The organism is Bacillus sp. FSL W8-1143, assembly GCF_037965155.1.
GTDB lineage: Bacteria > Bacillota > Bacilli > Bacillales > Bacillaceae > Bacillus > Bacillus pumilus.
Genome location: NZ_CP150182.1, coordinates 1,158,727 through 1,177,149 on the forward strand (window position 1 = coordinate 1,158,727; position 18,423 = coordinate 1,177,149).

17 protein-coding genes and 1 other annotated feature are annotated in these 18,423 nt (G+C 40.3%); of the genes, 15 read left to right on the forward strand and 2 right to left on the reverse strand.

Annotated elements, in window-relative coordinates:
* Window positions 1–69: 69 nt before the first annotated feature.
* From NSQ36_RS05620 to NSQ36_RS05635, 4 genes are all read left to right on the forward strand, one after another.
* Window positions 70–1,704, forward strand: coding sequence for a peptide-binding protein (locus NSQ36_RS05620; protein ID WP_050945295.1), 1,635 nt, complete (start codon window positions 70–72; stop codon window positions 1,702–1,704).
* Window positions 1,705–1,930: 226 nt separating this feature from the next.
* Window positions 1,931–2,881, forward strand: a complete 951-nt coding sequence (locus NSQ36_RS05625) for an ABC transporter permease (protein ID WP_050945293.1) — start codon at window positions 1,931–1,933, stop codon at window positions 2,879–2,881.
* A 33-nt stretch (window positions 2,882–2,914) separates the two neighbouring features.
* On the forward strand, window positions 2,915–3,814 hold the full coding sequence (opp4C, locus tag NSQ36_RS05630; RefSeq protein WP_003212337.1) for an oligopeptide ABC transporter permease: 900 nt from the start codon (window positions 2,915–2,917) through the stop codon (window positions 3,812–3,814).
* A 174-nt stretch (window positions 3,815–3,988) separates the two neighbouring features.
* Entirely contained in the window at window positions 3,989–4,741 is a 753-nt protein-coding gene (locus NSQ36_RS05635; RefSeq protein WP_212046071.1) for a YjbA family protein, read from the forward strand.
* A gap of 35 nt (window positions 4,742–4,776) precedes the next feature.
* Here the strand turns inward: NSQ36_RS05635 and trpS are convergent, their stop codons facing one another.
* Window positions 4,777–5,772, reverse strand: coding sequence for a tryptophan--tRNA ligase (gene trpS / locus NSQ36_RS05640; RefSeq protein ID WP_003212181.1), 996 nt, complete (start codon window positions 5,770–5,772; stop codon window positions 4,777–4,779).
* 53 nt (window positions 5,773–5,825) lie between these two features.
* Window positions 5,826–6,044 (reverse strand) — a binding site (T-box leader).
* A 481-nt stretch (window positions 6,045–6,525) separates the two neighbouring features.
* Between trpS and NSQ36_RS05645 the strand changes: the two genes are divergently transcribed.
* From NSQ36_RS05645 to spxA, 8 genes are all read left to right on the forward strand, one after another.
* Entirely contained in the window at window positions 6,526–8,163 is a 1,638-nt protein-coding gene (locus NSQ36_RS05645) for a peptide ABC transporter substrate-binding protein (protein ID WP_251190982.1), read from the forward strand.
* 116 nt (window positions 8,164–8,279) lie between these two features.
* The gene (locus tag NSQ36_RS05650) at window positions 8,280–9,224 is read left to right on the forward strand and encodes an ABC transporter permease (protein WP_044139932.1); all 945 of its coding nucleotides are present in this window, start codon (window positions 8,280–8,282) and stop codon (window positions 9,222–9,224) included.
* Between the two features lie 3 nt (window positions 9,225–9,227).
* Window positions 9,228–10,145, forward strand: a complete 918-nt coding sequence (locus tag NSQ36_RS05655) for an ABC transporter permease (RefSeq protein WP_003211545.1) — start codon at window positions 9,228–9,230, stop codon at window positions 10,143–10,145.
* Between the two features lie 3 nt (window positions 10,146–10,148).
* Window positions 10,149–11,237 (forward strand): ABC transporter ATP-binding protein, encoded by a 1,089-nt coding sequence (locus NSQ36_RS05660; RefSeq protein ID WP_095117782.1) that lies wholly within the window; start codon window positions 10,149–10,151, stop codon window positions 11,235–11,237.
* 1 nt (window position 11,238) lies between these two features.
* On the forward strand, window positions 11,239–12,159 hold the full coding sequence (locus tag NSQ36_RS05665; RefSeq protein ID WP_106035866.1) for an ATP-binding cassette domain-containing protein: 921 nt from the start codon (window positions 11,239–11,241) through the stop codon (window positions 12,157–12,159).
* Window positions 12,160–12,264: 105 nt separating this feature from the next.
* Complete coding sequence (locus tag NSQ36_RS05670; protein WP_050945281.1) at window positions 12,265–12,552, forward strand: hypothetical protein; 288 nt, start codon at window positions 12,265–12,267, stop codon at window positions 12,550–12,552.
* A gap of 137 nt (window positions 12,553–12,689) precedes the next feature.
* Window positions 12,690–13,268, forward strand: coding sequence for a GNAT family N-acetyltransferase (locus NSQ36_RS05675; RefSeq protein WP_058014295.1), 579 nt, complete (start codon window positions 12,690–12,692; stop codon window positions 13,266–13,268).
* A 193-nt stretch (window positions 13,269–13,461) separates the two neighbouring features.
* On the forward strand, window positions 13,462–13,857 hold the full coding sequence (gene spxA / locus NSQ36_RS05680) for a transcriptional regulator SpxA (protein ID WP_003211421.1): 396 nt from the start codon (window positions 13,462–13,464) through the stop codon (window positions 13,855–13,857).
* Window positions 13,858–13,896: 39 nt separating this feature from the next.
* On the opposite strand, the gene NSQ36_RS05685 is transcribed toward spxA, so the two are convergent.
* Window positions 13,897–14,562 carry a TerC family protein gene (locus NSQ36_RS05685; RefSeq protein WP_050945279.1) on the reverse strand — a complete coding sequence of 222 codons (666 nt, stop codon included), beginning with the start codon at window positions 14,560–14,562 and terminating at the stop codon, window positions 13,897–13,899.
* 262 nt (window positions 14,563–14,824) lie between these two features.
* Here NSQ36_RS05685 and mecA point away from each other — a divergent pair, with 262 nt between their 5' ends.
* The 3 genes from mecA to NSQ36_RS05700 all read left to right on the forward strand — a co-directional run bounded on the left by mecA (window position 14,825) and on the right by NSQ36_RS05700 (window position 18,418).
* Window positions 14,825–15,490, forward strand: a complete 666-nt coding sequence (mecA, locus tag NSQ36_RS05690; protein WP_050945278.1) for an adaptor protein MecA — start codon at window positions 14,825–14,827, stop codon at window positions 15,488–15,490.
* Between the two features lie 85 nt (window positions 15,491–15,575).
* Window positions 15,576–17,096 (forward strand): cardiolipin synthase, encoded by a 1,521-nt coding sequence (cls, locus tag NSQ36_RS05695; RefSeq protein WP_050945276.1) that lies wholly within the window; start codon window positions 15,576–15,578, stop codon window positions 17,094–17,096.
* A 161-nt stretch (window positions 17,097–17,257) separates the two neighbouring features.
* Window positions 17,258–18,418, forward strand: coding sequence for a competence protein CoiA family protein (locus NSQ36_RS05700; protein ID WP_339206990.1), 1,161 nt, complete (start codon window positions 17,258–17,260; stop codon window positions 18,416–18,418).
* Window positions 18,419–18,423 lie beyond the last annotated feature (5 nt).

Consider the following 18,423-nt stretch of genomic DNA (forward strand, 5'->3'; position numbering starts at 1 on the left):
TTCATCTTTGAGAGGGGGGATGAAGCGGCATCTGTCGTCATTTCTAAAAAAGGATAGGGGGAATTGTATATGAAAGGTAGAAATAGAAAATCCATATTGATTAGTTTACTGCTGATCTTCACGCTCATGCTTGCGGCTTGCTCTAGTGGAAATAAAACCTCTGGAGACAGTGAAAAGAAATCCACCGGTAAACCTGTACAGGGCGGAGATCTTGTCATCGGTTCCATTGCAGAACCAACATTATTTAACTCGCTGTATTCAACAGATGTGGCTAGCTCTGATATTGAAGAAAGAATTTACAGCTTCTTACTTCAAACTGATGGAAAGTTGAACCCTCAGCTATCACTCGCAGAAGATATTAAAGAATCTGATGACGGGAAGCAGTTTGATGTGACCATTAAAAAAGGCGTAAAGTTTCATGATGGAGAAGAATTGACAGCTGATGATGTTGTGTTTACATACAGCATTCCGATCAATAAGGACTACAACGGGGAGCGCGGATCAGGATTTGAAGTATTAGATTCAGTTAAAAAGACAGGGGATTACTCAATCGAATTCAAGCTCAATAAAAAAGATCCCTATTTTTATAATGTCACACTAGGAAGCTACGGCATTTTGCCTAAGCATATTTTAGGTGATGTGCCTATAAAAGATCTCGGTGAAAATGAATTTAACCGAAAAAAACCAATTGGTTCTGGTCCATTTAAATTTGCCGAGTGGAAAGAAGGCGACTACGTGAAACTAGAAGCCTTTGACGATTATTGGGATGGACGTCCATATCTTGATACCGTCACGATTAAAACGATTCCTGATCAGAACGCAGCAATTGCCCAGCTTTCAGCAGGTGATATTGATTTCTTTGCTGTACCTGGAGCAGAGCTGCAAACGGCTGAAAAAGTCAGCAACATTAAAATTGAATCTGATTTAGGGCTCAATTATTCATACATTGGCTGGAACCAGAAAAATGATCTCTTTAAAAGTAAAAAGGTCCGCCAAGCGCTGACACATGCCATTGACCGCCAAACGATTGTCGATCAAGTGTTAGATGGAGACGGCAAAGTAGCCAACATTCCAGAAAGTCCGCTGTCATGGAACTACCCTAAAAATGAAAGTGTTCCAGTGTTTGAATTTGATCAAGAAAAAGCGAAAAAGATGCTGAAAGAAGAGGGCTGGGAGGATACAGATGGAGATGGCTATCTTGATAAGGATGGCAAGAAATTCTCCTTTGTCATAAAGACCAACCAAGGAAACAAAGTCCGTGAAGACATTGCTGTCGTTGTCCAGCAGCAGCTCAAAGAAATTGGTGTGGAAGCGAAGCCGCAAATTGTGGAATTCAGTGCACTCATTGAGCAGACGACACCGCCTAAGTGGGATTATGATGCGCTGCTGCTCGGCTGGAGCCTTGCCACATTCCCTGATCAATTCAGCATCTTCCACTCAAGCCAGTCAGAAAAAGGCTTGAATAACATCTGGTATAAAAATAAAGAGGTCGATAAGCTGTTAGTAGATGCCAAGAATTTAAGCGATCGAAAAGAATATTCAAAGGCATATGAAAAAATTTATGAATTGATCGCAGAAGATCAGCCATATACGTTCCTTTACTATGCCAACTCACATCGCGCGATGCCATCTAATCTCCAAGGCTACTCATACCACCCGAAAGATGAGTATTACAAAATTGAGAAATGGTGGATTGAACAGTAGGCTGCTAGTGAAAGAAGAGGAAAGTTCTCTCCTTTTAGCGTGAAGATATACCCTTTCATTCGGTGTCAGTCAGGCGTGCTAGTGCTCACGATTTCATTCACCGAGCACCAGTTAGATTGAAAGGGTTCTGATATCACATTGTAATGAAGACAGAGGGCTAAAAGAAAGATCATTTTAGCCCTTTTTCATCACAGTATGGCGATCCGATGAAAAAGGAGTTGTGCATATGGTTACATATATCATTAGAAGGACATTGCTTTCCATTCCCATCTTATTTGGGATTACTATTTTGTCCTTCGCCATTATGAAAGCAGCACCAGGCGATCCGATGTCACTTATGATGGACCCAACCATTAGTGCGGCAGACCGGGAAGCTTTTATTGATAAGTACGGCTTGAACGACCCTGAATATGTGCAGTATATGAAATGGCTTGGCAATATGCTTCAAGGTGACTTTGGCACCTCCATTGTTAAAAAGGGAACGCCTGTGGCTGATTTGATTTTTGCCCGGCTGCCAAATACCCTCATCCTCATGATCTTTTCTACATTAGTCGCCCTGATTATCGCCATCCCATTCGGTGTTCTTTCGGCAAAACGTCCATATACAAAGCTAGACTATGGCATTACATTTACATCTTTTATCGGACTGGCTATTCCGAACTTTTGGTTTGGACTCATTCTAATAATGGTTTTATCTGTGAATTTAGGATGGTTCCCAACAGGCGGCGTCTCTACCTTAAACGCCGATTTTAATGTATTTGACCGGCTTCATCACATCATTTTACCAGCCTTTGTTTTAGCAACCGCTGATATGGCAGGGCTCACCCGGTACACAAGGTCGAGTATGCTTGATGTCATGAGGCAGGATTACATTCGTACCGCAAGAGCGAAAGGCTTTCGAGAAAACAAAGTCATTTTCAAGCACGGGTTAAGAAATGGTCTTATGCCTGTCATTACGATTTTCGGATTGATGATTCCATCCTTTATTGGTGGTGCAGTCGTAGTGGAACAAATTTTCACTTGGCCAGGGCTTGGAAAGCTGTTCATTGATTCTGCTTTTTCGAGAGATTATCCGGTCATTATGGCGATGACTGTTATTTCCGCAGTGCTCGTGGTGGTTGGAAATTTAATTGCGGATATTCTCTATGCGATCGTTGATCCGCGTATTGAATATTAGAAGGGAGCTGAAGCACAATTGGCACAGCCTAATATGGGAACACCTCCTGTTGATCTCAAATTAAAGGAGGGTCTTCCGCCAAAGCCAGAGACGATGCTGCGTTTATTTTGCGAGAAATTTTTCAAAAATAAATTGGCGGTTGCCGGCTCCGTGATCTTATTGGTCATTATCTTTTCAGCCATTTTCGCTCCTGTGATTGCCCCTTACGCACCAGAGCAGCAAGATTTATTAAAACGGCTCCAGCCGCCAAGTGTTGAGCATTTGATGGGAACTGACAAGTTTGGCCGCGATATTTTCTCAAGGGTGCTTTATGGCGCGAGGGTCTCTTTATTAGTCGGTTTCGTTTCGGTGGTCGGTGCGATTACCATTGGCACTGTGGTCGGAGCGGTAGCGGGGTATTTCAAAGGATTTGTTGATTCCTTGTTAATGAGATTTGTGGATGTCGTGTTGTCGATTCCCGACATTTTTCTCTTGATCACGCTCGTTACTATTTTCAAACCAGGCATTGATAAATTGATTTTAATCTTTGCTTTGACCGGATGGACCACAACCGCGAGACTGATCCGCAGTGAATTTTTATCACTGCGAACAAGAGAATTCGTACTCGCAGCAAGAACCATTGGAACGAAAAACCATGTCATCATCTTTTCGCATATTTTACCGAACTGTATCGGTCCTATTATTGTGTCAGCTACATTAAAAGTAGGTTCCGTCATTTTAGCCGAATCAACACTGAGCTATCTAGGGTTTGGCATACAGCCGCCAACAGCGAGCTGGGGCAACATGCTGCAAGATGCACAAAACTTCTCGATTATGGTGCAAGCGTGGTGGTATCCGCTCTTCCCAGGTTTACTAATATTGCTGACCGTTTTATGCTTTAATTTCTTAGGAGATGGACTGAGAGATGCGCTTGATCCTAAAAAGTTAAAGTAATGCCTCATTTTTATGACAAGATGAAAGGGACTCTGCGACACCCTTTCTTTTCTTTATGTCATCAAGAAAAGCATGCCAGCATTCGCTCCGCTTGAAGTTTAATAAAGTTGGAATAATTTCTCTATCCCTTGCCCATACTGTGGACAACAGTTTTTATAAAGTGAGGGATTGGTTATGTTATTTCTTCATGACGTATGGGTGAATTGGTTTGAAGGGGAAGAAAATGGCTACAATGTGTGTCATTTTCATGAGTGGCGCAAGGAGGACAGTGTGGAGCTGTTAGATCAAGTACCTTTACTCAAGGTGCAGAGTCCTTTGTATGATTACATAGAGAATGATCTTTCAGAGCTGCCGAAGACGCTGCTAGAATCTGTTTTTGAGAAATCATATATTCGAAAAAATCATGAACGGCGTAAATTAGAATATTGCTTTGTGGTGACAGACGGCATACGAATTATTGCTGTGGATACGATTGGGTATTCTATTCCTGTGAGGAAAAGCCGCTTAATCCCAAGGCAGGAGCAATTGGTGTATGAAATGGTGAAGGATGTGAAGGCTGAGGAATATGAATTCTCTCAGGACCGTCTTGAGTCGGCGAAGGAGTATCACATTTTGTCTTTGCCGCCGCAGCACATCAGCGGATTAACGAGAAAAGAAAGACAGCTGAAGCAGCTAATGTTTATGGCGCTCGATCAATTAAAAGGTCTTCAAAACAGGGCAGAGATTGCGTATTGGTATACGGAATGGAATCCGCGCATGTACAATCAAATCAAACGAATGTCATTCGAAGAGATTTGGAACATGCTTTACAATGAAACCATTGATGGATGGTCAGAGAATCATGTAGCATTTTGTGAAAAAATGATTAAGGGACAGCCGTTTTTTGAAAAGCTTTGGGAAATGGAAAACGAATCAAAGGTGAATTAGAAAAAGCTTGCAGCGTGATGTGCTGCAAGCTTTTTTTATTTGCGCTTTCTGCCAAGACCCATTGCATTCTCCATTTTTTTCAGCATTTTGTTTGCTGCGCGGTTTGCTTTTTCAGCACCTTCGTCAAGAATGCGATCAAGCTCGTCTGACTCAATGAGTTCATAGTATCGATCTTGAATTGGTTTTAAAGCATCAACAACGACGTTCGCAAGATCTCCCTTAAACTCACCATACCCTTTGCCCTCATACTTTTGCTCAAGCTCTGCAATCGATATGTTACCTAACACAGAGTAAATCGTCAGCAAGTTGGCAATCCCAGGCTTGTTCTCTTTGTCGTACTTAACGATGCCTTCTGAATCCGTCACAGCACTTTTGATTTTCTTTTCAAGCTGCTTTGGTTCATCTAATAAAGTAATGAACGATTTTTGGTTCGGATCGGATTTGCTCATCTTTTTCACCGGATCTGCTAAAGACATAATCCGAGCGCCTTCTTTTGGAATCTTCACTTCAGGTACAGTGAAGATGTCATTGTATTTGCGGTTAAAACGTTCAGCAAGCGTTCTAGTCAATTCAAGATGCTGCTTTTGATCTTCTCCGACAGGGACTAAATCAGTACCATATAATAAGATATCGCCAGCCATTAATGGGGGATACGTTAATAGTCCTGAAACAACCGCTTCCTTACCAGCGGATTTGTCCTTAAATTGGGTCATTCTTTCTAATTCTCCAATATAAGCAACACATTGCAGCATCCATCCTGCCTGGGCGTGAGCAGGTACCTCTGATTGGATAAACAATGTCGCCTTCTCTGGATCAAGTCCAACCGCTAAATAAAGAGCTGCTAAGCTTCTAATATTTTGGCGAAGGGCTAGCCTATCCTGACTCACCGTAATCGCATGCTGGTCGACTACACAAAAATAGCCGTGATAATCATGCTGCAAATCGACAAATTGCTTCATCGCTCCAATATAGTTCCCCAATGTGACCGAACCACTCGGCTGAATGCCTGAAAAAATTGTCTTCTTTGTCATACTAAAACCTCTTTTCTTCAATATAAAAAGGCCCACCCGTCACTTTTCAACAGAAAAGGGACGAATGAACCGTGGTACCACCCTTGTTATTTCACATGGAAATCACTCAAGACGTTGATATCGGAGACTGCTCCGTCTAAGCCTACTTACTTTCAAAAGTGTTCGGTTAGCTGCTCCAAAGCCCATTCCATACATGCCATTATCTGCTCGCACCAGCCGCAGACTCTCTGTTAATGGTGAATATATGTACTCTTCTTTTTCATCGCAACATTATGTCTATCTATTATAAAGGATGACCATGAAAAAGTCACGAAGCCCTCATGTGACCTTCTCATCATGTCGTTTGACACTTAAAATTTTAGGTAAAATACCAACTATCTGTCAGAATTTTTTAAAAAAGGATGATTAATTATATGTATAAAACATTATTCCTGCTGAATTTGTTAAATTATTTTAATCAATTTCCGCTTTAATTTGTTGAAGTGATTGAGACTTTAGTTTATAAAAATCCCTCTTTATCCCCATTTACGTTTTTTAAAAATATATGAAATTGATATTGCAATAAATTATTCTATTCATTATAATTAATTTGTTCACACGTTTGTGCTAGGCTCTTTACATAGTGAAAATTCAGAAAAAACAAAAGAAATAGAAAGTAAGCTATTTAGGGACTTTTTTACGCTATTTCTTAAATCTGAATCTCATCTTCTATCGAGACCTTTGAACTAAAACATATTATAAGGGGGAATACAGTTGAAAAAGCGTTGGTCTGTTGTTACTTTAATGCTTATTTTCACACTTGTATTAAGCGCTTGTGGTTTCAGCGGAAACAAATCAGGCGACAGCACGAGCAGTTCTGGAGAGGCTAAAACAACACTAAATGTGAATATCTCCACTGAGCCTTTTTCTCTACATCCGGGATTGGCAAATGATTCAACTTCAGGAAGTGTCATCCGTCAGACTTTTGAGGGATTAACAAGAATTAACGCTGAAGGTAAGCCAGAAAATGCAATGGCTTCTGATATCAAAACAAGTGCTGATGGTAAAACATACACATTCACACTTCGTGATGCAAAATGGTCTAATGGTGACCCTGTCACAGCTAAAGATTTCGAATATGCTTGGAAATGGGCATTAGATCCTAAAAATGAATCTCAATATGCTTACCAGCTTTACTATATTAAAGGTGCTGAAGCAGCGAACAAAGGGAAAGCGAAAGTTGCTGATGTTGGTATTAAAGCAAAAGATGACAAAACGCTTGTAGTTGAGCTAGAGAACCCAACACCGTTCTTTACTGAACTAACTGCATTCTATACGTATATGCCAGTTAACAAAAAAGTGGCTGAAAAGAATAAAAACTGGTTCACAAATGCTGGTGAAAACTACGTATCTAACGGACCATTCGTTCTTTCTAATTGGAAACATGGCGGTTCTATCACGCTTGAAAAGAACAATGAATACTGGGATAAAGACACTGTGAAATTGAAAAAAATTAACATGTCTATGATCAAAGATACAAACACTGAGCTTAGCATGTTCAAAAAAGGTGAGCTTGACTGGGCTGGTTCACCAACTGGAAGCCTTCCAACTGAGTCTTTAAAAACATTGAAAAAAGAAGGCGGTCTTAAAATCCAAACGATCGCTGGTATTTATAACTACAAATTCAACACAGAAGTAAAACCTTTAAACAATGCTAACATCCGTAAGGCCCTTGCATACTCAATCAACCGTCAAGCGATCGTTGACAAAATTACGCAAGGTGAACAAGTTCCAGCTATGGCAATCGTTCCACCAACAATGGAAGGATTCACTGATAACAAAACTGGCTACTTTAAAGATCACGATGTAGATACTGCTAAAAAACTTCTTGAAAAAGGTGCGAAAGAATTAGGTTATAAGTCAGTTTCTGATCTTCCAGCATTGAAACTTTCTTACAACACAGATGAAGGCCACCAAAAGATTGCACAAGCAATTCAAGAAATGTGGAAAAAAGATTTAGGTGTGAAAGTTGAACTTGATAACTCTGAGTGGAACGTATACATCGACAAAATCCACAGCGGAGATTACCAAATCGGACGTATGGGCTGGTTAGGTGACTTCAACGATCCAGTGAACTTCCTTGAGCTTTACAAAGATAAAGACGGTGGAAACAACGACACTGGATGGGAAAGCAAAGAGTACAAACAATTGTTGAATGATTCTGCGAAAGAAACAGATAAAACGAAGCGTGAAGAAATGCTGAAAAAAGCAGAAGAAATCATCATCAACGATATGCCTATAGCACCAATTTACTTCTACACTCAGCTTTGGGTACAAGATCCAAAACTTAAAGGTGTCGTCGTATCTGGACTAGGTGATGTTCAATACAAATGGGCTCATTTCGAAAAGTAAGAGTTATAATGTAAGAGATCTACGGCAAGGATCTTAAGGTATATGGAGGATGTCTCTCCATATACCTTTCTTGCTGATTAGAGAAAATGTTGTAAAATCATGGAGGTGCAATTCCGTTGCTTAAATATATCGGTAAGCGATTAATATATATTTTAATCACACTGTTTGTTATTGTAACTGCAACTTTCTTTCTCATGCAGGCAGCACCGGGTGGTCCATTCTCTGGTGAGAAGAAACTTCCTGCTGAAATTGAAGCAAACCTAAACGAGCACTACGGGTTGGACAAGCCCTTATTTGTTCAATATGTAAGCTACTTAGGTTCAGTTGCAAAATTAGATTTTGGTCCCTCATTTAAATATAAAGGACAAACTGTAAATGACTTAATCAGTTCTGGATTCCCCGTTTCCTTTACCCTCGGAATTGAGGCAATTCTCCTCGCATTAGCATTTGGTGTATTGTTTGGGGTCCTTGCAGCGCTCTATCATAACAAGTGGCAAGACTATACGATTGCCATTTTAACGATCTTTGGAATTTCAGTTCCAAGTTTCATTTTAGCTGCGCTACTACAATATGTATTTGCATCTGAGGCAAGCGTTATAGCGATTTTCCCAGTTGCAGGATGGGAGTCTTGGGCCAGCACCGTACTACCTTCTATTGCACTTTCCTTCATGCCTATGGCATTTATCGCTAGACTTGCACGGTCAAGTATGCTTGAAGTGCTAAACAGTGACTACATTAGAACGGCTAGAGCGAAAGGATTAACGAAATCAGCTGTGACGATTAAACACGCCATTCGAAACGCATTGTTGCCTGTCATTACTTATATGGGACCAATGGCTGCTTCAGTTTTAACAGGTAGTTTTGTCGTGGAGAAGATTTTCGGTATTCCTGGATTAGGCTCTCACTTTGTCACAAGTATTACAAACCGTGATTACACCGTCATCATGGGTGTCACAGTCTTCTACAGTATTATTCTATTAATCAGTATTCTAGTCGTTGACGTCCTTTACGGTATTATTGATCCTAGAATTAAACTGACGAAGGCGAAGAAAGGGGTCTAACACATGGAAGAGATGAGAAAAGATTTATTTGTTCCTGCGACAGCTGACGCAGCAGAATCCGAAAAAATTTCTAAACCTAGTCTATCTTTATGGAAGGATGCCATGCTTCGCTTCCGTGCAAATAAACTTGCGATGGTAGGACTTACAATTATTTTTATTGTTGTGATGCTGGCGATCTTCGTTCCGGTGTTTTCTAAATATGATTACTCTACGACAGATTTGCTTAATGCAGATCAGCCGCCTTCAAAAGAGCACTGGTTTGGTACGGATGATTTAGGCCGAGACATGTTTGTTCGTACATGGGTCGGGGCAAGAATTTCGATCTTTATCGGTCTTGCAGCAGCTGTTCTTGACGTGATCATCGGTATTATCTGGGGAAGTATTGCTGCATTCAAAGGCGGACGTACGGACGAAGTGATGATGCGTATCGCAGACGTTTTATGGGCAATCCCAACACTATTAATGGTTATTTTAATGATGGTTGTTCTGCCAAAAGGCTTATTAACGATTATCCTCGCCATGACAGTCGTAGGCTGGATAAACATGGCACGTATCGTTCGGGGACAGGTTTTACAATTGAAGAGTCAAGAGTACGTTCTTGCCGCACAAACATTAGGTGCGAAAACATCTAGACTTTTATTTAAACACTTGATTCCAAACTCAATGGGACCAATTCTTGTCACGATGACACTCACCATTCCTTCGGCTATTTTCACGGAGGCATTCTTAAGCTATCTAGGGCTTGGTGTACCTCAGCCATTAGCGAGCTGGGGAACAATGGCGTCTGACGGAATTCCAGCCATGACGTACTACCCGTGGAGATTATGGTTCCCAGCCGCATTTATCTGTATTACAATGTTTGGTTTTAACGTGGTTGGAGACGGACTAAGAGACGCTTTAGATCCGAAGTTGCGTAAATAAGGAGTGATTAGGATGGAACGTGAACGTATTCTAGAGGTGAAAGACCTTGCAATCTCATTTAAAACATATGGTGGAGAGGTTCAAGCCATTCGTGGTGTGAACTTCCACTTAAATAAAGGCGAGACACTTGCTATTGTAGGTGAATCTGGCTCTGGTAAAAGTGTGACATCACAGGCCATCATGAGATTAATTCCGATGCCGCCGGGTTATTTCAAGCGCGGACAGATCCTGTTTGATGGGCAAGATATTGTCAAGAAAACTGAAAAACAAATGCAAAACATTCGAGGAAAAGACATCTCAATGATCTTCCAAGATCCGATGACTTCCTTGAACCCAACGATGAAGGTCGGGAAACAAATTACAGAAGTGCTGTTCAAGCACGAACAAATTTCAAAAGAAGCGGCTGAAAAAAGAGCCATTGAATTACTGGAGCTTGTTGGAATTGCAATGCCTGAAAAAAGAATCAAACAATACCCACACGAATTTAGTGGCGGGATGAGACAACGGGTTGTCATTGCGATGGCACTTGCAGCAGATCCAAAGCTATTGATTGCCGATGAGCCGACAACAGCTCTAGATGTAACAATTCAGGCGCAAATTTTAGAATTAATGAAAGAAATTCAGCAAAAGGTTGAAACGTCAATTATCTTTATTACGCATGATCTTGGTGTTGTCGCCAACGTCGCTGATCGTGTAGCTGTTATGTATGCAGGTCAGATTGTTGAGACAGGAACTGTGGATGAAATTTTCTACAATCCACAACATCCGTATACATGGGGACTATTGGCATCAATGCCAAGCCTAGACACAGATGGCGGAGCTGAAGGAAAGCTGACTGCAATCCCAGGAACACCGCCAGATCTGACAAACCCGCCGAAAGGAGATGCATTTGCACTCCGAAGCGATTATGCAATGAAAATTGACTTTGAACAAGAACCGCCAATGTTCAAAGTATCAGATACGCATTATGTGAAATCATGGCTACTTCATCCAAATGCACCTAAAGTTGAACCGCCTGCTGCTGTAAAGGCGAGAATGCGTGAACTAGAAGGTAGCTACGAAAAACCTGTATTAGTAAAAGAGGGTGAATAGCATGGCAGAAAAATTGTTAGAAATCAAAAATTTAAAGCAGCATTTCCATACAGCAAGAGGAACGGTGAAAGCAGTTGACGGCGTTTCATTTGATATTTACAAAGGTGAAACACTAGGTCTTGTAGGTGAGTCTGGATGTGGTAAATCCACTACGGGCCGATCCATCATTAGACTTTATGATGCGACAGATGGCGAGGTTCTTTATAAAGGAGAAAATGTACACGGGAAGAAATCAAGACAAAAAATGCTTGAGTTCAACCGTCAAATGCAGATGATCTTCCAAGATCCATATGCCTCACTGAACCCTAGAATGACAGTCCTTGATATCATTGCAGAGGGCATCGACATTCATGGCCTTGCGAAAACAAAGCAAGCGCGTAAAGAGCGTGTGTACCAGTTGCTTGAAACCGTTGGATTGAACAAAGGGCATGCAAACAGATATCCGCATGAATTCTCTGGTGGTCAAAGGCAGCGTATCGGAATTGCCCGTGCATTAGCAGTTGAGCCAGATTTTATTATTGCCGATGAACCAATATCTGCATTAGATGTGTCGATTCAAGCACAGGTCGTTAACTTAATGAAAGAACTGCAAGAAGAAAAAGGCTTAACGTATTTATTCATTGCCCATGACCTGTCCATGGTAAAATACATCAGCGATCGTATTGGCGTGATGTATTTCGGGAAATTGGTAGAGCTGGCACCAGCGAATGAATTATACGAAAACCCGCTTCATCCATATACAAAATCATTACTATCTGCGATTCCGCTTCCAGATCCAGATTATGAGCGTAACCGCAAACGAATCAAGTATGATCCGTCCGTTCACAAAGGAACAAACACTGATTTCCGTGAAGTGAAGCCAGGTCACTTTGTGAGCTGCACAGAGGAAGAATTCAAAGAGCTTCAGGCAAAACAATTATAAGAAGGAAGGAGCACTGCTATGTCAGTGCTTCTTTTTTTTATTTTACAAAAAACGAGATGATGGTAATTTTTAGTTAACAACAAGCGGGTTCAAGGAGGAAATCAGATGTCGATATGGAAGACGTTTCGTTATTCATTCTTTCACTTTCTCATTGTATTCATGCTTTTTTCAACGTCCTTTTTGAGAAAGCCAAATGGAGGACAGTGGATGCTCATATTTATGGTGCTCATTGGCATCGTGTCTTTTTCCGTGGAATATATGCTTCACCGGAAAACAAGCAATCAGAAAGAGGAAGCACGGCGCAGCAAGTATCTTTATTTCATCATGTTCCAAACTGGGATGACACTTATCCTGTTTGTCTGTTTTCAATTACTCATGAATCGTTCGATATAAAACTTTTTTTCTGTTGTTTGAAAAAAAGTGAAACTAGAGGAGACTTTGCTGCGTCTTACTAGTACAGGCGTTTAAATAGCAGGAAATCGGGAATATCTAAGGAAGTGGTTCTTAACGATATCATAAGGAGCGGATCCATGAATTGGTATGAAAAGCTCAGTGAATACTTCCCGATAGAAGAAATGAAGTCAAAAGAGCATATGGAAGCTTTATTAAAGGAAAGAAGTGATGTTTATCATAAGGAGGAAGGACCTCATCATGTGATGATGTACGCCGAATTTGATAATTTTATCTTTATTGATTATTTATTTGTTTCCAGAGATGCAAGAGGTGAAGGCCTCGGATCAAAGCTCATTCATAAGCTGAAGGAAAAAAAGAAACCGATCTTGCTTGAGGTTGAGCCTGTAGATGAAGATGATGCAGATACTGCAAAACGCCTAAAGTTTTACCAAAGAGAGCACTTCAAGCATGCAGAATCAATCGGTTATAAACGCAGGTCACTTGCAACAAATGAAGTGAACCGCATGGAAATCCTTTATTGGTCGCCTCTTACAGATAATGAAGAAGAAATGATGGAGGCTATGAGGAAAACCTATGAACGAATCCATACGTATAAAGATGAAGAATGGTATGGGCAGTCGTATGAAGATGTTGATGATGTATTGAAGGTCATTGAAAATAGAAAACAAAAAAATATTTTCGATCATCTCGACTAAATGAGAATGTTCAGACATCAAGCAACACGAGAAAATGAATGAAATTGTCTAGTTTTTGTCACAAAAATTGCAAGAAAATCTGTTCACACTTACTTTTTTATAGTATAATCACTATAAAGATTACTTATTTAGAACAATTTTAATTTAAGAATACAGATCAATATTCATTCTACAAATTGAGGAGTGAAGATTTATGGTAACATTATACACATCACCAAGCTGTACATCATGTAGAAAAGCAAGAGCGTGGTTAGAAGAGCACAATATTCCGTATCAAGAGAGAAACATCTTTTCAGAGCCTCTTTCAATCGATGAAATCAAAGAAATTCTTCGAATGACTGAAGACGGTACAGATGAAATTATCTCAACACGTTCAAAAGTATTCCAAAAGCTAAATGTGAATGTTGAGACAATGCCTCTTCAACAATTGTATAAACTGATCAATGAGCATCCAGGTCTTTTAAGACGTCCAATCATCTTGGATGAAAAAAGACTACAAGTTGGCTACAATGAAGATGAAATTAGACGTTTCCTTCCAAGAACGGTTCGTACATTCCAACTAAGAGAAGCTCAGCGACTTGCTAACTAATAGAAAAACGAAAAGCTGCCGATCATTTGGCAGCTTTTTTTATTTATTTTCAGCCGTTTGTTCGTAAAACAGGCTGGCTAAAATGACCATGACGACCGTTAAAAACGGAAGCATCAATTCAAGAGTTGCATGCTGAGCCATAAATTCATTCAATTTCACATCACGAACAATCATTTCACCGCCAGTAAAAGCCAAAAGAGCACTTCCTCCGTATAAAAGAAACGGGAATTTGGTGAAAGCGGCATGAATCAGCTTACTTCCCCAAATAATAATCGGTACTGAAATCATCAGGCCAAAAGCGGTCAGCAGCATGTTGCCTTTTGCCGCTCCTGCAACTGCAATCACATTATCAAGTGACATAAAGAGGTCGGCAATCACAATGGTCTGAACCGCACGCCAAAGGGAGCCGCTGCTTTTAATGCGAATTGATTCTTTCTTTTGCTCAATTAACAAATTGTATCCTATATAAAGGAGAAAAAGTCCGCCGATAAATTGTAAATAAGGGATGGTCAATAAATAAACTGCGGCACCTGTCATTGTTATTCTCATCAGCACTGCCAAAAGTGTGCCGATCCATATGGCTTTATTGCGTTTGTCATTTGACAAGCTGCGGCTAGCCATCGCAATGATCAACGCGTTATCTCCGCCTAAAATCAGATCGATGCCAATAATCATCAGTAAGGATATGATCCATTCTGTTTCCATCCATTTCACCTCATGTCTAATAGAGCTCGTACAACCAATATATGAAGACAATTCAAATATATGTTTCTGTAAGTTTTCTCTGCAAAAAATGCGTTTTTATTTCTTTTATTCATGTTTTATCATAAAATAGACAGTACGAAGCAATACCTCAATTCTTTAAAAGGTTAACATGTAGACGGAACGGGTAAAGTGTAGTAAAGTACTATTAATTGGGAGCTTGTATGTCCCTTCAACATCTTATATAGAAGGGAAGGTTGGCAAAATGGAAATCGAAAGAATTAATGAACATACAGTGAAATTTTATATTTCCTACGGTGATATTGAAGACCGCGGATTTGACCGTGAAGAGATTTGGTATAATCGTGAACGCAGTGAAGAGCTGTTTTGGGAAGTAATGGACGAAGTGCACGAAGAAGAAGAATTTGCAGTTGAGGGACCGCTTTGGATTCAAGTGCAGGCACTTGACAAAGGTCTTGAAATTGTCGTGACGAAAGCCCAACTTTCTAAAGATGGACAAAAGCTCGAATTGCCGATTCCAGAAGATAAAAAAGATCAAACAGATGAAGAAAGTCTAGACGCACTGCTTGATGATTTTCAAAAAGAAGAGCAGGATCAAGAAGACCATAATGAGAAGGACAAAAAACTTCAACTTCAATTTGTGTTGAAAATGGATGACTTTGAAGATTTGATTGCACTTTCTCAATTAAATATGCAGGATTTTACCTCAAGTTTATATTCGTTTGAAAACCGTTATTATCTATATGTTGACTTCCACGAGGATTTGTCAGATGAGCAAGTGGAGAATAAGCTCAGCATTTTGCTTGAATATGCTCATGAATCAGTGGTCAGCATTTACAGACTGAAAGAATATGGTCAGCTGATTATCGAAGGAAATGCCCTTGAAACGATTCAACAGCACTTCTCGTAACCAACAAAAGTCGATTTCTATAGAGGAATCGGCTTTTTTATCGGAATGAATAGGTAAATAAAGAGATCGGCAAGGAGAAAATGAAATGAGAAATTTAGTCAAAGTTCTATTTTTTCTTATCATTACGATAGGTGCTTATTTAGTCATTCAATTAATTGCCGGTGATTTAGCGGTAAGTGTATTAAGTTCAGTCAGCGTTCTGTTCACTTTATCGATTATCTTCATCGGGTTTGTCATATTCTTGGAGAACCGGAATCCATCTCAAACGATAACGTGGCTTGTCCTGCTTGGCAGCTTTCCGTTATTCGGCTTTTTGTTCTATATTTTCTTTGGACGCAATATCAAAAAGCGCCGGTTGTTTGAAAAGAAAGCCATCCTGGACGAACAGTTAATCCAGGAAGATGAACATATTCATAGAGAAGCGATTGAGAAAATGACGCATATGGGTGATCATCAGCAGCTCTTATTTAAGCTGGCCCACAGACTTGGACATACCCCTATTACGTATCGCACGTCCTCTAAAGTCCTGACGAATGGAGAAGAAACATTCTCTCATATTTTTGAAGAAATCAAAAAGGCGACACATCACATTCATTTAGAATATTATATTCTCCGCCACGATGACCTTGGACAAGAATTAAAAGATATTCTCATTGATAAAGCGAAAAATGGCGTGATTGTCCGCTTTTTATATGACGATGTAGGGAGTTTAAAGCTCTCTCGTCAATATATTGCTGACCTCGAAAAGGCTGGCGTTCAGATCGTTCCTTTTTTACCCGTGAGGCTGCCTCTGTTAAATAATAAAATCAATTTCCGAAATCACCGAAAAATTGTCGTGATTGATGGAGAAGTTGGATTTGTTGGCGGGCTAAACATTGGAGACGAATATATGGGCAGAAGCAGACAATATGGATTTTGGCGTGACACCCATTTGATGATTAAGGGTGAAGCTGTTCGTGATCTGCAGCAGATTTTCATGCAGGATTGGTACTATATGACGAATGAGAGATGTGCAGGTGTGGAATACTTCAAAGATTTCACCCACATTGAGATTACAACAGAAGGCGTACAAATGATTGCTGGTGGTCCTGATAAACAGTGGGAGGTCATTAAAAATCTCTTTTTCTCCATGATTATCTCTGCCAAAAAGTCTATTTGGATTGCTTCACCATATTTTGTGCCGGATGATGATATTTTGTCTGCATTGAAAATTGCTGCATTAAGCGGAGTAGACGTACGGATTATTGCACCGAAGAATCCAGATAAACGGATCGTCTTCCATGCGTCCCGTTCATACTTCCCGGAGCTTTTAGAAGCAGGGGCAAAGGTGTATGAATATGATCAAGGCTTTATGCATAGTAAATTTATCATTGTAGATAGCGAGCTGGCTTCGATAGGAACGGCCAACATGGATATGAGAAGCTTTCATTTGAATTTTGAAGTGAATGCCTTCCTCTATAAAACGAAAAGCACTGAGAAGCTCGTGAACGACTTTTTAGGTGATTTAGAGCAGTCGCACGAGATTGTCCCAGAAGAATTTGCAAAGAGACCGTTAAGGGTAAGACTCTTTGAATCAACAGCAAGATTATTATCGCCATTACTATAAAGATTGTATTTTCCCCCTTTTTATCAGGGGGGTTTTTTATTTTCCTCAAGAAAACATCAGTAAAATCATATTTTCACACAATAAAAGCTCATTTTGCCTATTCGCTCTCTTATAGACGAAAAAGCTATAATACGATCATCAAAGACTAAGGGGCGAGCTGAATGAATACAGCGATCATGGATAATGGAAAGCTTATTCGAATTACACATCACTTATCTAAAAACAGGTTGGAGCATGTCAGGACAACGTGCAAATTTTACTGCCCTGAATGCAGGGAAGAGGTGCAATTAAAGCTTGGTGAACAACGTGTTTATCATTTTGCACATAAACAGCTGACAGCATGTCCTCTAGCCGCAGGCGAAACGGCTTATCATCAGGCGGGGAAAGAAGCCATGATGCATTGGCTTCAGCAGCTGGGACATAAACCGGTGCTTGAAAAGTATGTGTCAAAGGTTCATCAGCGTCCTGACGTGACCGTCTCTATTGGAGGAACAAGCTATGCAATCGAATATCAATGCTCAAATATTTCACGGCAAGAGCTCCGTAAAAGAACAGCAGGACTCCGCGAAGCAGGGCTCTTCCCTATATGGGTCCTAGGAGCAAATCGTTTAAAGCGAAAATCTGCCCAGCTCTTTTCCTTCTCCTCCATTCATTGGGGAATGCTAAGGGAATCACAGAAAGGAAGTCTGATTTTTTATTGTCCGCTCCAGAATCGATTCATCCATCTTGCTCAACTCCTTGTATTTAAACCAACGAAAATATGTGCTGCCATGACTGTCAGACCGCCAACAGCATACCGCAAACTTTCGGATATCCTATCGCCGCCCTCAAGCAAGCGTCAAGTTTCTAAGCAATGGCTAAGATGCATACAGCAATTTAGGCAGCGGCCTCCTCGCATTTTATCAAATGAAAGCAAACGGTTGAGAGACGTTTTTTATGAGCATCATCAAACAGCTTTCCCTTTTCTGCCGGCTGAATTATTTATCCCGCTGCCAGAAGTGTACATCTTTACAAGTCCCGTTTACGTCTGGCAAGGGTGTCTATATGATTGGATAATAAGGAAAAAAGGAAGCAGTCCAGTGACGATTCAACTGCTGATGAAAGAAATCAAACGGTGTATCCAGATGAAAGAAGTAAAGCTTCGATATGGCGATGTTTCAATAGAAGAATTAAAAGAGGTTATCACATCATATGTTCATGCGCTTGTCAGACAAGGGTTTTTACACATGACGAAAGAGGGTAATTATGAAGTAGCGTCAAATCAAATGCCGATACAAACAGTAGATGAAGCGTTCAAACGAGATGCTTTCTTATTTCATTAGCATGT